Raw genomic sequence first — 13,902 nt, forward strand, 5'->3', positions numbered from 1 at the left:
CCGTCATGCGGTGCGCCGTGCTGCGACAGCTCCGTCTCCATGTCGACGTACACCGCGCCGGGGATGTGCCCGGCGGCGTAATCGTCGCGCCCGTCGGGTTTGTCGAGGCGGTAGCGCACGTCCAGGATCCGCACATCGGCGAGGGAGTTCAGGGTCTCGGCGTCGATCAGCACGTTCACGCTCCCACGATGACACACGACGTCACATCCCCCGGGTCGGGCGAGCGGCATCCGCGAGAATGGGACAATGCCCGAAACGACCGTTCCGCACGCCGCCGCCTCCTCTTTCGCGACGGCGCAGGTGCAGGCGGGCTATACCGCCGGTGCGGTCTCGCACACGGCGATCCCCCCGATCTACCAGTCGAACGCGTTCGAGTTCACGTCGCTGACGCAGGCGCGGGAGCTGTTCGCCCTGCAGCGCGAGGGCGACATCTACAGCCGGGCGGCGAACCCCACCGTGTCGGTGTTCGAGCAGCGCATCGCGGCGCTCGAGGGCGGCATCGCCGCCGCGGGCGTGGCATCCGGCCAGGCGGCGGTCGCACTGGCCCTGCTCGCGCTCGTCGGGCGCGGCGGCCACATCGTGGCGGCCGCGCAGCTCTACGGCGGCACCGTGGACCTGCTGACCGACACGTTCCCGGACTGGGGCATCGAGACCACGCTCGTCGACCAGGACGACCCGCAGGCCTGGCGCGACGCCGTCCGCCCGGAGACGCGCGCGTTCTTCGGGGAGTCCGTGGCGAATCCCATCGCGCAGGTGCTGGACGTGCGCACGGTCGCGGACATCGCGCACGCGGCGGGCGTGCCCCTCGTCATCGACAACACCGTGGCGACGCCGTACCTGCAGCGTCCGCGCGAGCACGGAGCCGACATCGTCGTGCACTCGGCGACCAAGTTCCTCGGCGGACACGGATCCTCGCTCGGCGGCGCGGTCGTCGACCTCGGCACCTTCGACTTCACGGCCGAGCCCGCGAAGTGGCCGCAGCTCACCCTGTCGTACGCCCGCGTGCCCGGCAAGAGCCTGGTGGAGCGGTTCGGGGCATCCGGCTCGCCGTACATCTCGCTCGTGAAGACGAAGTACTCGCACGACCTCGGCCCCTCGCTCTCCGCGTTCAACGCCTTCCAGCTGCTGCAGGGCATGGAATCGCTCGATCTGCGCATGGGCCGGCACAGCGCCTCCGCGCAGAAGGTCGCCGAGCACCTGGCGACCCTGCCCGCGGTCGCCGCCGTGCACCACCCGGGCCTCGCGGACAACCGCTGGAACGCCCTCGGCGCCCAGTACCTCCCCCGCGGCAACGCGTCCGTCTTCTCGTTCGACCTGGTCTCCACGGGCGACCCGGAGGCCGACTTCGCCGCCGTCGAGACGTTCATCTCGCGGCTGCGCGTGCTGCGCCTCGTGGCGAACATCGGCGACGCCCGGAGCCTCGTCGCCCACCCGGCATCCATGACGCACAGCCACATGACCCCGCAGCAGCTGTCCGACGCCGGCATCGCCTGGACGACGGTGCGCCTGTCCATCGGCCTCGAGGACGCCGACGACCTCATCGCCGACCTCGACCAGGCACTCGCCGCCGCCTGACCGCGGCGCGGACGCAGGCAGACGCCCGAAGACAGGCGGTTTGCCGCCGCATCCGCCTGTCTCGGCGTGATCGCCCGTTCTGCAGGGCAGACTCGGGGGATGCCCGCACCCCATCACGACGGCCTCCTGCCGGCCGTCGACACCCCGCTCGCGGGTGGGGCCGCGCAGACGCGACTGGCATACGACACCGTGGCACCGGACTACGCCGCACAGTTGCCGGATGCCTCGTTCGAGGCCCCGCTGGACCTCGCGATGATCGGGGAATTCGTGCGTCGGCTCCCTGCGACTGCACACGTCCTGGATGCGGGATGCGGCACGGGCCGGATGCTGCGGCACCTCGCCGCGATCGCGCCGTCCCTGCGGCTCGAGGGCGTCGACCTCTCCCCCGGAATGGTCGCGCAGGCGCTCGCCGCATCGCCGGGCGCCCCGATCATCGTGGGCGATCTCGCATCGCTCCCCCACGGCAATGCGGCCGTCGACGGGGTGCTCGCCTGGTACTCCCTGATCCACACGGCCGTGCTCGCCCCGGTGCTGACCGAGCTGCACCGGGTGCTGCGTCCGGGCGGACTGCTGCTCACCGGGTTCCAGTCGGGCAGCGGGCAGCGCCGCGTCGAGCGCGCATACGGCCACGACGTCGAGGCGCGACTGTTCCTGCGCCGCCCGCAGGAGGTCGCAGACGTCGCCCGCGCAGCCGGGTTCGAGGTGCTGGTCAGCCTCGAGCGCGCACCGCGCGACGTCGAGCGCGATCCCCAGGGGATGCTGCTGCTGCGGCGCGGCTGAGGTCAGTCCTCCGAACCGCGGTCCCGTTCCGCCCGCTTGCGGGCGATCTCGGCGCGCAGGCGGTCCTCCTCGATCTCGCGCTCGAGGTCCGCGAGCTGCTGCTCGGTCGTGCGCACATCGCGACCCTGTGACGGCGCGGGCGGCGCGGCCGGACGCGACACGCCGGCCGGACGCGACACGAGGGTCGGCCGCGGGCGCGACAGCCGCTGCGGAACGTCTCGCCCCAGCGTGAACCAGAGCACCGTGCCCAGCAGCGGCACGAGGATCACGAGGAACAGCCAGGCCACCTTCGGCAGGTGCTTGATCTCCGCATTGTCGCGGAGCACGATGTCGACGATCGCGAAGACCATCGCAGCGAGCAGGAGCAGCGACAAGAACCACATGTCGCCGACCATACTTGATGCATGGCCGACACTCAGGATGCCCGCGTCGCGGTGTACCTCGACTTCGACAACATCGTCATGAGCTGGTACGACCGCGTGCACGGTCGCAACTCGTATTCGCGCGACCGGCAGAAGATCGCGGCCGGAGACGCGGAGAGCCTCGACCGGCTCGCCGGCGCCACCATCGACGTCGGCGCGATCATCGACTACGCGGCATCCTTCGGCACGCTCGTGCTCACCCGCGCCTACGCGGACTGGTCGTCGCCGGTGAACGCCGAGTACCGCTCGCAGCTCGTGGCGCGGGCCGTGGACCTCGTGCAGCTGTTCCCCGCCGCCGCGTACGCGAAGAACGGCGCCGACATCCGGCTCGCCGTCGACGCGGTGGAGGACATGTTCCGCCTGCCCGACCTCACCCACGTGGTGATCGTCGCCGGGGACAGCGACTACGTGCCGCTCGCGCAGCGCTGCAAGCGGCTCGGGCGGTACGTCGTGGGCGTCGGGGTCGCGGGCTCCACCGCCAAGTCGCTCGCCGCGGCCTGCGACCGCTTCGACGCCTACGACTCGCTGCCGGGCGTGCAGCCGGCCGCGGCATCCGAGCCGGAGAAGAAGGACGCCCCGGCCTCGCGCACGCGCCGTTCGAAGAAGCCCGCGGACCCGGCGGGCGCACTGCTCGAGCGCGCCCTGCGGCTCGAAGCCGACAAGGACGGCGACGAGTGGCGGCACGCCAGCGCGGTGAAGGACCTCATGAAGAGGCTGGACTCCTCGTTCAGCGAGCGCGCGCTCGGGCACCGATCGTTCTCGGACTTCCTCAAGGCGCACGCGGACATCGCCGAGATGGACGAGTCGGGCAACATCGTGCAGATCCGGCTCGTCACCCCGAAGCGCTGACAGATTCAAAGTTCCGTTCGACTTCGGATGCCTTTGGCATACCGTTCCACCGACCCGCGGTATGGTGTGATCCATGTCCGCGCAGCGCCGCACCCCGGGATCGCAAGCTTCACTTCGTGAAGCCAACCGTCAGCGGATCATCGACGCCGTCAAGAAGCACGGCGGGCTCACCCAGGTGGAGCTGGCCACCGTCACGGGCCTCTCCCCCGCCACCGTCTCCAACATCGTCCGCGAACTGTCCGCCGGCGGCGTCGTGAACACGTCGCAGAGCATCCGCAGCGGCCGCCGCGCCCAGCATGTCACGATCGCGCACGCCGTGGGGCTCGTCGCCGGCGTGCACTTCGCCGCCCGGCACATGCGCATCGCGGTCGGGGACGTCTCGGCGACGATCGTCGCCGAGAACCACATGCCGCTGGCGCGAGATCACCGCGCCGACAACGAGATGGACCGCGTGACGATCCTGCTCGCGGACATGCTCGATTCGCTCGACGCCGGCCTTCCCGACCTCATCGCGCTGGGCATCTCGATCCCCGCCCCGATCGACACGGCGACCGGCGTCATCGCCCGCCCCGGCATCATGCGCGGCTGGGACGGGCTGCCCATCGCCGAGACCATGGAGCGCCGCATCCAGCGCCCGGTCTTCGCGGACAACGCCGCCAACCTGTCCGCCCTGGCGGAGCACCGCCTCGGCGCCGCGCGGGGCAAGGAAGACAGCGTGTTCGTCGAGGTCGACGACGGGGTGGGTGCCGGCATCGTCATCGGCGGCCACCTCTACCGCGGCGGATCGGGCACCGCCGGCGAACTCGGCCATACGGTGATCCGCGAGAACGGGCCGCTGTGCCGGTGCGGCAACCGCGGATGCCTGGAGGCGGTGGCCTCCGGGCGCAGCCTGCTGCGCGACCTCGCCGAGGTGCACGGCGCGCTGAAGCTCAACGACATCGTCGTGAAGGCGATGAGCGGAGACGACGCCTGCGTCCGCGCCCTCGGTGACGCCGGCCAGAGTCTCGGCATCGCCATCGCCAACCTCTGCAACATCCTCGCCCCGGACCGCGTGGTGGTCGGCGGCGAGGTCGGCCGCGCCGGAGAGATGCTCCTCGGCCCGATCCGCCGGGAGCTCGAGCGCTCCGTGCTCACGACGCCCGGATCCCTGCCCGAGCTGGTGCCGGGTCAGCTCGGGCGGCGGGCATCGGTGATGGGCGCCATCCTCAACGCCGCGGAGCGCGCACAGGCGTAGCCCGAGCCTCCGCGCGCGCCGTTACCCTTTCGTTGTCTTCAAGACTTGACGCCAAGAATTCAACCTGCGAATCTTGTCAACGTCGCCGACGAGGGCGGCACGACACCGGAGGTTTCAATGAAGAGGTCCAGGATGGGGCGCCTTGCCCTGGTGGCCGCGACCGTCGCCATCGCCGCGACGGCACTCACCGCTTGTTCGAACGGTGGTTCGTCCAGCGGCGGCAGCACGTCGGGCACGTCCGGCGCCTCGACCGCGAAGGTCGGCCTGCTGCTCCCCGACTCGGTGACCGCCCGCTACGCCGCCGCGGACCGCCCCTACTTCACCGCCAAGATGAAGTCGCTGTGCCCCAAGTGCTCCGTCCTCTACGCGAACGCGGACGCCGACCCGGCCAAGCAGCAGCAGCAGGCGCAGTCGATGCTCACGCAGGGCGCCAAGGTGCTCGTGCTCGACCCCCAGGACGGTGAGGCAGCAGCCGCGATCGTCGCCGCCGCCAAGCAGAAGAACGTGCCGGTGGTCTCGTACGACCGTCTCATCGACAGCGCCGACCTGTCGTACTACATCTCGTTCGACAACCAGAAGGTCGGCCAGCTGCAGGCGACCGCACTCGTCGACAAGCTGCACGCCGACGGCGTTCCCGCGGGTTCCGGCATCCTCATGGTCAACGGTGCCCCGACCGACCCCAACGCCGCGCAGTTCAAGGCGGGCGCGCACAGCGTCATCGACAAGAGCGGCTACAAGGTGCTCGCCGAGTACGACACGATCCAGTGGCTGCCGTCGAACGCGCAGTCGTGGGCGGCGAGCCAGATCACGAAGTTCGGCACCAAGATCAAGGGCATCTACGCCGCCAACGACGGCACCGCGGGTGGCGTGGTCGCCGCCGAGAAGTCCGGCAACTTCACCCCGGTCCCGCTGACCGGTCAGGACGCGCAGCTGTCCGGCATCCAGAACATCCTCGCGGGCACGCAGTACATGACGGTGTACAAGGCCGTGAAGCCCGAGGCCGAGGACGCCGCGCAGATGGCCTGGGCACTGCTGAACGGAAAGAGCTGGAGCGGTGCCACCACGACCGTGTCGCCGAAGAACGGCGGAACGGTGAAGGCCGAGCTGCTGCAGCCGGTCGCGGTCACCGCCGGCAACATCGAGTCGACGGTCGTGAAGGACCAGTTCTACGGCTCCGACTCCGCCGCGCAGATCTGCACCGCCGCGTACACCACGGCCTGCACGAAGAACGGCATCAAGTAACCGATCCGGTGACGGGGATGCCCGGCCGCGCAGGCGGCCGGGCATCCCGACATTCTCTGAAGGAGACAGCGTGACTCTGCAGGCAGACGCCGCGACCCAGCGGGAGCCCGTCCTCTCGCTGCGCGGCGTGTCCAAGACCTTCGGCGCCGTCCAGGCGCTCAAGGACATCGACCTCGACGTGTACCCGGGCGAGGTCGTCGCCCTCGTCGGCGACAACGGCGCCGGAAAGTCGACCCTCATCAAGATCCTCGCCGGCGTGCATTCGCACGACGAGGGCTCGCTGCGGTTCGACGGCGACGAGGTGGTGCTGCACAGCCCCACCCAGTCGCAGGCCCTCGGCATCGCCACGGTGTTCCAGGACCTCGCTCTGTGCGACAACCTGGACGTGGTCTCGAACCTGTTCCTCGGCCGTGAGATCCTGCACGGCGGCGTCCTCGACGAAGAGGAGATGGAGTCGAAGTCCTGGGAGCTGCTGCGCCAGCTCGCCGCCCGCATCCCCTCGGTGCGGATCGCGGTCGCCGGTCTTTCCGGCGGGCAGCGTCAGACCGTCGCGATCGCCCGCTCGCTGATCGGCGACCCGCGCATCGTGCTGCTCGACGAGCCGACCGCCGCGCTGGGCGTCGCCCAGACGGCCGAGGTGCTGAACCTCATCGAACGGCTGCGCGACCGGGGACTCGGGGTGCTGCTCATCAGCCACAACATGGCCGATGTGCAGGCGGTCGCCGACCGCGTCGCGGTGCTGCGACTCGGCCGCAACAACGGCGTGTTCAGCGTGCAGGAAGTCTCGTACGAAGACATCATCGCGGCGATCACCGGTGCCACCGACAACGTCGTGACCCAGCGTGCCGCCGCGCGCACCCCCAAGTCCGACGATGCCGTCGGCACCGAGACGGAAGGCGGCGCGCGATGACCGACACGCAGCACACCAAGATCCAGCGCGAGGTCGCCACCGGCACCCTCAGTCAGACCGCCGCCGATCTGCAGGACGAGCGCCTCATCCGCAACGAGGGACTGGGCGGCGCCGTCCAGTCGTTCTTCGGCCGTGTGCGCCGCGGCGACCTCGGCCAGCTGCCGGTGATCATCGGCCTCATCGTGATCTGGGCGATCTTCACCGTCCTGAACCCGACGTTCCTGTCGGCCGACAACCTGTCGAACCTGGTGCAGGAGATGACCCCGACGGGGATCATCGCGCTCGGCATCGTGCTGGTGCTGCTGCTCGGGCAGATCGACCTGTCGGTCGGCTCGGTGAGCGGCCTCGCGTCCGCGGTGGTCGGCGTGCTCGCCGTCCAGGTCGGCATGCCGTACCTCGTGGCCATCCTCATCGCGATGGCGGTGGGCGTGCTCATCGGCCTGCTCTACGGGTTCCTGTTCATCCGCTTCGGCGTTCCGAGCTTCGTCATCACCCTGGCGGGCCTTCTCGGCTTCCTCGGCATCCAGGTCTGGATCCTCGGAGCCAACGGCTCGATCAACATCCCGTTCCAGAGCTGGTTCACGCAGTTCGCGTTCGCGTGGTTCCTCCCGCCGTGGGTCGCCTACCTGCTCGCCGCACTCGCGGGCGGAAGCATCCTGTACGGGGACCTCATGCGCGCACGTCGGCGGCACGCTGCCGGACTGTCGACCACCGCCCTGAGCATCACCCTCGTCAAGGCGATCTCGCTCGCCGTCGTGCTGGCCTTCGTCGCGTGGTACTTCTCCACCTCGCGCGGGACCGGCGTCATGTTCACCCTCTTCGTCGTGCTGGTGGTGCTGTTCGACTACCTGCTGATCCGGACGCGGTGGGGCCGGTCGATCTACGCCGTGGGCGGCAACGTCGAGGCCGCGCGACGAGCCGGCATCCGGGTGAACTGGGTCTTCATCTCGGTGTTCATGCTCTGCTCGTTCCTCGCTGCGACCGGCGGCATCCTGCAGACCGCCTACGGGCAGTCGGCGAACCTGCAGTCCGGCACCGGTGACGTGAACCTGGACGCGATCGCGGCGGCGGTCATCGGCGGCACCAGCCTGTTCGGCGGCCGTGGCCGGGCGTGGTCGGCGCTGCTCGGGATCATCGTGATCTTCTCGATCACGAGCGGCCTGAACCTGCTGAACCTCAACTCGGCGGCGCGCTACGTGATCACCGCGATCGTGCTGCTGCTCGCCGTCATCGTCGACTCGCTGTCGCGTCGCTCCCGCGCCGCGCACGGTCAGGCGTAGCCCCGACCACACGCGACGAAGCGGCCCGGGTCCTCGGATCCGGGCCGCTTCGTCGCGCACGGGGAATCTAGAGCAGCGCGGCGGCCTGCTCGATGAAGCGCAGATAGTCGTGATCGTCCTCGCCGGGCGTGATCGCGCGCAGCACGACCTCGTCGACAGCGCTGCGGTAGGCGGCGACCCGCTCGGCGGCATCCCCCGGGGTCACCACGGTCTGGTCGGCGCCGAAGCCCAGCCGGGCGAAGTTCGCGGCGTAGTTCGGGTACGAGGCGTAGCGGGCGGCCTCCGTGGTGAGGCGCTCCACCGCCGCCGGATCGAGGGCCGCCCGCACATACAGGGCGACGTGGGCATCGGGGTCGGCGCCGTGCGCCTCGGCCGCCTGCGCGGCCGCGGCCTGCGGGGTCAGCCAGCTCAGCAGCGGCCCGTCGGCATCCGTCGCCGCGAGTCGCCGCATCTTCGGCCCCAGCGCCCCCAGCATGACGCGGGCGTCGGTGTCGCGCTTCAGGTCGGCGATCGCGCCGCGCATCACGGCGAGGATGCCGGTGCGCGTGCCTCCGGAGCCGATGCCGAGCACCAGGCGGTGCTGCGGGAGCTCGGCCGCCTCCGCGGCGATCTGCGCGGCGGGGCGGCGGTCGACCGGCACGACGCCGGTGCCCAGCACGAGCGATTCGGTGGATGCGGCCGCTGCGGCGAGGGCCGCCAGCGAGTCAGCGCCCGGGGTGTCGTTGACCCAGATCCCGTGGAATCCCGCCGCCTCGACGGCGGCGGCGATCCGCGCGATGCGCTCCGGCCCGAGGGCACCCGCGACGCCGATCGACAGCTTGGCGATGTTCGTCATCCTCCGAACCTACGCCGTCGGGTGCCCCACCGCCCGCCGCTCAGGCGGCGGGCGTCAGCGGCGTCGTCGCGGTCGCGGGCGGTGCGGTCACGGTGAGGGCGTCTCCGGCGACATCCACCGAGACGAGGCCTCCGTCGACCAGGGTGCCGCCCACCAGCAGGTCGGCGATGCGGTCGTCGATCTCCCGCTGGATGAGCCGCCGCAGCGGGCGCGCACCGAACTCCGGCTCGTAGCCGTGCTCGGCGAGCCACTGCACGGCGGCATCCGTGGTCTCCACCGCGATCCGGCGCGCCGCGAGCCGGCCCGCCGTCCCGGCGAGCATGAGCCCGACGATCCGGTGCAGCTGGTCGCGGTCGAGGCGGCGGAACAGCACCACCTCGTCGATGCGGTTGAGGAACTCCGGACGCAGCTGCTCGCGCAGGCGCCCCATCACCCGGTCGCGCAGATCGTCGTCAGCGTACTCGCGACCGCTCGTCGTGAATCCGATCGCCCCGGCGCGGGATGCCAGGAACTCGCTGCCGAGGTTCGAGGTCATCACGATCACCGTGTTGCGGAAGTCGACCGTGCGACCCTGCCCGTCGGTGAGCCGGCCGTCGTCGAGCACCTGCAGCAGCAGGTTGAACACGTCAGGGTGGGCCTTCTCGATCTCGTCGAACAGCACCACGGCGTAGGGCTGGCGGCGCACCCGTTCGGTCAGCTGCCCGGCCTCGTCGTACCCGACGTATCCCGGAGGGGCGCCGACGAGCCGTGAGACGGTGTGCCGCTCGCCGAACTCGCTCATGTCGAACCGGATGACGGCCTGGTCGTCGTCGAACAGCGACTGGGCGAGGGCCTTCGCCAGCTCGGTCTTGCCGACGCCGGTGGGCCCGAGGAACAGGAACGAGCCGATCGGGCGGTTCGCGTCGCCCATGCCGGTGCGCCCGCGGCGCACCGCCTTGGACACGGCGCTCACCGCGTCGTCCTGGCCGACGACCCGCGCGTGCAGCTCGTCCTCCAGCGTGGCGAGGCGGTCGCGCTCCGTGGCCGTCAGACGGGCGACCGGGATGCCGGTGGCCCGGCTGATCACGCCGGCGATCTGGGGTTCGTCGACGACGGCATCGTGGGCACGCTCGCGGGAGGCGACGTCCGCCAGCCGGTCGTGCACTTCGCCGATCGCGTCGCGGATCCGCGACGCCTCCTCGTAGTGCTCGGCGTCGACCGCCTGGTTCTTGTCGGCCTCGAGCTCCGCCAGCCGCTGCAGCAGGGTGGCGGCATCCTGCTGCACTCCCAGTTGCAGCCGCAGCCGCGCGCCCGCCTGGTCGATCAGGTCGATCGCCTTGTCCGGCAGCACGCGATCCGGAAGGTACCGGTCGCTGAGCTCCGCGGCGGACTGCAGCGCGTCGTCGGTGTAGGTGACGCCGTGGTGCTTCTCGTACGCGGGCTTGAGACCCTGCAGGATGCGCACGGTGTCGCCCACCGACGGCTCGCCGACCTTGATCGGCTGGAAGCGGCGCTCGAGGGCCGCATCCTTCTCGATGGTGCGGTACTCCTTGAGCGTCGTCGCCCCGATGAGGTGCAGGTCTCCGCGCGCGAGGCGGGGCTTCAGGATGTTGCCCGCATCCATGGCGCCCTCGCCGGACGCGCCCGCTCCGACGACCGTGTGCAGCTCGTCGACGAAGACGATGATCTGGTCGCGATGCGCGGCGATCTCGTCCATGGTGCGGGTCAGGCGCTCCTCGAAGTCGCCGCGGTAGCGGGTGCCGGAGAGCATCGCCGCAAGGTCCAGCGCGATGACGCGCTTGTCGCGCAGCTGCTCGGGCACGCGCTCCTCGATGATCTCGCGGGCGAGACCCTCGACGATGGCGGTCTTGCCGACGCCGGCCTCCCCGATCAGCACCGGATTGTTCTTGGTGCGGCGACTCAGGATCTCGATGGTCTGCTCGATCTCGTCGGCGCGCCCGATGACAGGGTCGAGCTCCCCGGCGGCGGCGCGCGCCGTGAGGTCGGTGCCGAACTGGTCGAGCATCGGCGTCTCGGCGTCGCCGGACGCCGGAGCCTCGGACGTCTCGACTCCGGCCGGGGTGACGGTCTCGCGCATACCGTGCACGAGCGCCTCCACGGTGACGCCGGCGGCAGCGAGCACCTGACCCGACGGGGTGTCCTGGCCGAGCACCAGAGCGAAGAACAGGTGCTCGGGGTCGATGTAGGTGGAGCCGGACGACCGGGCCACCTGAAGTGCGTGGAACAGCAGGCGCTGCACCGACGGCGTGACGGCGGCACCGTCGGCGTCGTTCGCGGCGGTCGCACCCGGCAGCCGTGACTCCACGGCCGCCGCGATCGCGACGGGATCGATGTCGAGACGGGCGACGGCGTCCCGCGCCTCGCCCTGCTGCATCAGAACATGGAGGACGTGCAGCGCATCGACCTCGCGCTGCCCGCGCTGCAGGGCGAACTGGGCCGCTGCCTGCAGCACCTGCTGGGTGCGCGTGCTGAGGAACCGCCCGATGTCGATGGGGCGCTGCTCAGACCGCTGGCGCTCTCCCGCGAGGTATCGGGCGAGGAACTCCTCGAACGCGCCGGCGCCCCCTTCCGGGGGTGTGACGTTTTCGGACATCTCGCGTGCCTCCTGATCGTGAGCCACCCCAACTTGAGCCGGCTCGTATCAAGTTCAACGTCGAGACCGCGGCAGTATTCCCGGGTCGACCTCGTTCCACCGCTCGACGGTCTGCGCAAGCCAGAACACGAGGAACAGCGCGAGGGCGATCGCCTCGCCCACCAGCCAGCTGCGCGCGAAGGCGAGCGAGACGAGGTCCACGACGATCAGCACCGCGATGACCGCGTACACGACCCGCCAGACCCGCGCGGAGGCAGCGGACGACACCAGCGCGGTGAGCGCGAGCAAGGCGAAGAAGCCGACGGCGGCGACGACGTGCCCGTGCTGCACGAACGCGACGGGACCGAGGAGGAACCAGGACGCCATGCCGGCGACGATGACGACCGCCGCCGCGAGCGCCAGCACCTTCGCCGTGCCCATCGTGTGCTGCAGGAGGCTGAGCACGACCGCTGTCGCGATGGCTGCGGCCGCGATGACCACGAGCGTCGTCATGCCGAGCCGGATGCCGGCCACGTCCGCCGCCGGCACGCACCGGCCCGCGCAGCCGGGATCGAATCCCGGGATCTCGCCCGCGCTCACCGGCGTGGGCACGATCGCCATGACCGGCGCGAACAGCGCCGCGAGATCGAGCAGCACCTGCTCGAGGCTGTGCCCGGACAGCGCGACGAGCGCGAGGGAGATCGCGAACATCACGCCCACGAACACGTTGCGGGCCGGGGTGTAGTAGGTCGCGCTGATGGACGACACCGGACCGATGGTCGCAAGCACCTGCACCACCGCGACGCCCAGCGTGAGCGCGGCACCGACGAGCGCGAGCCGCACGTACCGATAGGTGCGCTGCGACGACGTGCTCTTCAAACGCATGCGCCCATCATGGCGCGCGGTCCCGACATCACCCCGGGGACACACGACGGTGGGAGACAATGCCTTATGCCCCTGCTGCCCGACCGCACGACCGATCCGTCCGCACCGGCCATCCCGAACGGAGCCGCGCTCGTGCAGGCCCCACCGCCGGAGATCGATGAAGCGCAGGCGGCGGCGCTCGCGCAGGACCTGTTCGGCGTGACCGGCCGGGCGGCATCCCTCGGGAGCAACCAGGACCTCAACTTCGTGATCGACACCGGGGCGCCGGACCGCCTGCTGCTGAAGATCGCGAACCCGGCGACCGACCCCGCCGAACTCGAGGCGCAGTCCCTGGCGGCGGGCCTCATCGGCGCCCGCGCCGGCATCCGCGTCCCGCTCGCGCAGGGCTTCCCGGACGGCACGACCGTGCGCCCGGTGGCCACGGCGGACGGAGGGACGGCGCACGCCCGCCTGCTGCCGTTCCTGGCCGGGTCGACGCTGGGCGGCAGCGCCTACCTCGCCCCCGACGTGATCGCGCGCTTCGGCGAGGTCGCCGCCGCCGTCGACACGGCACTCGCGGGATGGCGGCATCCCGGCACCGAGCGCGACAGCCAGTGGGACCTGCGTCACGCCCCGGCCGTGCTCGCGGAGCTCCTCCCCTCGGTCGCCGACGACGGGCTGCGTCTGCACCTGCAGCAGACGGCCGACGACGCCTGGGCTCTGATCGCCCCGGTCGCGACGACGCTCCCCCAGCAGGTGATCCACGGCGACCTCACCGACGACAACGTCGTGGCCCTGGACGGGCGGATGCCGGACGGCGTCATCGACCTCGGCGACCTCGGCCGAACCTGGCGCGCCGGGGAGCTCGCGATCACCCTGACCGGCATCCTGCACCACGACGGCGTGACCGTGGGCGACGCCATGACCGCGGTCACCGGCTACACGCGCACCCTGCCGCTCACCGAGCCCGAGCTCGACGTGCTGTGGCCCCTCGTGGTGGTGCGTGCCGCGGTGCTCGTCGCGAGCGCCCACCACGTGCTGCGCACCGACCCCGGGAACGCGTACGCGGCCGAGAACCTCCAGCACGAGCAGCTGATCCTGAAGGCCGCGACCTCGCTGCCGCTGCCGGTCGCCACCGCTCTCGTGCGCCGCGCCGCGGCCGTGGCCGTCGAGCCGCTCACTGTCCCGCCCGCACGGCCGATGCTCGCCGGCGCGGTGACCGTGCTGGACCTCTCCCCTACGAGCCCTGCCCTCGATGCCGGGCGCTGGCTCGAGCCGGGCATCGAGCACACGCTCGTCGCCGAGGCGCTGCGCGCCGGCGCCACCACCGTCGCCACGC

13 protein-coding genes are annotated in these 13,902 nt (G+C 71.1%); 8 read left to right on the forward strand and 5 right to left on the reverse strand.

Annotated elements, in window-relative coordinates; translation table 11 throughout:
• On the reverse strand, window positions 1-230 hold a 230-nt coding region (locus tag VJR25_RS08435), incomplete at its 3' end, for a rhodanese-like domain-containing protein (RefSeq protein ID WP_324114510.1).
• 16 nt (window positions 231-246) lie between these two features.
• On the opposite strand from VJR25_RS08435, the gene VJR25_RS08440 reads away from it, so the two are divergent.
• Window positions 247-1,575, forward strand: a complete 1,329-nt coding sequence (locus tag VJR25_RS08440) for an O-acetylhomoserine aminocarboxypropyltransferase/cysteine synthase family protein (protein WP_324114512.1) — start codon at window positions 247-249, stop codon at window positions 1,573-1,575.
• A 99-nt stretch (window positions 1,576-1,674) separates the two neighbouring features.
• Window positions 1,675-2,355, forward strand: coding sequence for a class I SAM-dependent methyltransferase (locus VJR25_RS08445; protein WP_324114514.1), 681 nt, complete (start codon window positions 1,675-1,677; stop codon window positions 2,353-2,355).
• Window positions 2,356-2,357: 2 nt separating this feature from the next.
• On the opposite strand, the gene VJR25_RS08450 is transcribed toward VJR25_RS08445, so the two are convergent.
• A complete protein-coding gene (locus VJR25_RS08450) occupies window positions 2,358-2,738 on the reverse strand; it encodes a PLD nuclease N-terminal domain-containing protein (RefSeq protein WP_324114516.1) in 381 nt (126 codons plus the stop codon).
• A 21-nt stretch (window positions 2,739-2,759) separates the two neighbouring features.
• On the opposite strand from VJR25_RS08450, the gene VJR25_RS08455 reads away from it, so the two are divergent.
• From VJR25_RS08455 to VJR25_RS08475, 5 genes are all read left to right on the forward strand, one after another.
• Complete coding sequence (locus tag VJR25_RS08455; RefSeq protein ID WP_324114518.1) at window positions 2,760-3,626, forward strand: NYN domain-containing protein; 867 nt, start codon at window positions 2,760-2,762, stop codon at window positions 3,624-3,626.
• Window positions 3,627-3,699: 73 nt separating this feature from the next.
• Window positions 3,700-4,860 carry an ROK family transcriptional regulator gene (locus tag VJR25_RS08460; protein ID WP_324114520.1) on the forward strand — a complete coding sequence of 387 codons (1,161 nt, stop codon included), beginning with the start codon at window positions 3,700-3,702 and terminating at the stop codon, window positions 4,858-4,860.
• A 132-nt stretch (window positions 4,861-4,992) separates the two neighbouring features.
• Window positions 4,993-6,102, forward strand: a complete 1,110-nt coding sequence (locus VJR25_RS08465) for a substrate-binding domain-containing protein (protein WP_324114522.1) — start codon at window positions 4,993-4,995, stop codon at window positions 6,100-6,102.
• 70 nt (window positions 6,103-6,172) lie between these two features.
• Window positions 6,173-7,012, forward strand: coding sequence for an ATP-binding cassette domain-containing protein (locus VJR25_RS08470; RefSeq protein WP_324114524.1), 840 nt, complete (start codon window positions 6,173-6,175; stop codon window positions 7,010-7,012).
• Window positions 7,009-8,292, forward strand: a complete 1,284-nt coding sequence (locus tag VJR25_RS08475; RefSeq protein ID WP_324114526.1) for a sugar ABC transporter permease — start codon at window positions 7,009-7,011, stop codon at window positions 8,290-8,292. Before VJR25_RS08470 ends, VJR25_RS08475 begins: the two co-directional genes overlap by 4 nt.
• Before the next feature lie 67 nt (window positions 8,293-8,359).
• Here the strand turns inward: VJR25_RS08475 and VJR25_RS08480 are convergent, their stop codons facing one another.
• From VJR25_RS08480 to VJR25_RS08490, 3 genes are read right to left on the reverse strand one after another with little or no spacing between them, the layout of a single operon-like run.
• Window positions 8,360-9,127, reverse strand: a complete 768-nt coding sequence (locus VJR25_RS08480; RefSeq protein ID WP_324114528.1) for an LLM class flavin-dependent oxidoreductase — start codon at window positions 9,125-9,127, stop codon at window positions 8,360-8,362.
• Window positions 9,128-9,167: 40 nt separating this feature from the next.
• Window positions 9,168-11,720 (reverse strand): ATP-dependent Clp protease ATP-binding subunit, encoded by a 2,553-nt coding sequence (locus VJR25_RS08485; protein WP_324114530.1) that lies wholly within the window; start codon window positions 11,718-11,720, stop codon window positions 9,168-9,170.
• 54 nt (window positions 11,721-11,774) lie between these two features.
• Window positions 11,775-12,584, reverse strand: a complete 810-nt coding sequence (locus VJR25_RS08490) for a hypothetical protein (RefSeq protein WP_324114532.1) — start codon at window positions 12,582-12,584, stop codon at window positions 11,775-11,777.
• Between the two features lie 66 nt (window positions 12,585-12,650).
• On the opposite strand from VJR25_RS08490, the gene VJR25_RS08495 reads away from it, so the two are divergent.
• The coding region (locus tag VJR25_RS08495; protein WP_324114534.1) for a phosphotransferase at window positions 12,651-13,902 on the forward strand (1,252 nt) is incomplete at its 3' end.

Source organism: Microbacterium sp., from assembly GCF_035277845.1.
In the GTDB taxonomy this organism is placed as follows: domain Bacteria; phylum Actinomycetota; class Actinomycetes; order Actinomycetales; family Microbacteriaceae; genus Microbacterium.

Bases quoted from the DNA above. Each gene is read 5' to 3' on its own strand.
- VJR25_RS08440 (WP_324114512.1), top strand. From the start codon at position 247: ATGCCCGAAACGACCGTTCCGCACGCCGCCGCCTCCTCTTTCGCGACG.
- VJR25_RS08445 (WP_324114514.1), top strand. From the start codon at position 1,675: ATGCCCGCACCCCATCACGACGGCCTCCTGCCGGCCGTCGACACCCCG.
- VJR25_RS08450 (WP_324114516.1), bottom strand. From the start codon at position 2,738: ATGTGGTTCTTGTCGCTGCTCCTGCTCGCTGCGATGGTCTTCGCGATC.
- VJR25_RS08455 (WP_324114518.1), top strand. From the start codon at position 2,760: ATGGCCGACACTCAGGATGCCCGCGTCGCGGTGTACCTCGACTTCGAC.
- VJR25_RS08460 (WP_324114520.1), top strand. From the start codon at position 3,700: ATGTCCGCGCAGCGCCGCACCCCGGGATCGCAAGCTTCACTTCGTGAA.
- VJR25_RS08465 (WP_324114522.1), top strand. From the start codon at position 4,993: ATGGGGCGCCTTGCCCTGGTGGCCGCGACCGTCGCCATCGCCGCGACG.
- VJR25_RS08475 (WP_324114526.1), top strand. From the start codon at position 7,009: ATGACCGACACGCAGCACACCAAGATCCAGCGCGAGGTCGCCACCGGC.
- VJR25_RS08480 (WP_324114528.1), bottom strand. From the start codon at position 9,127: ATGACGAACATCGCCAAGCTGTCGATCGGCGTCGCGGGTGCCCTCGGG.
- VJR25_RS08485 (WP_324114530.1), bottom strand. From the start codon at position 11,720: ATGTCCGAAAACGTCACACCCCCGGAAGGGGGCGCCGGCGCGTTCGAG.
- VJR25_RS08490 (WP_324114532.1), bottom strand. From the start codon at position 12,584: ATGCGTTTGAAGAGCACGTCGTCGCAGCGCACCTATCGGTACGTGCGG.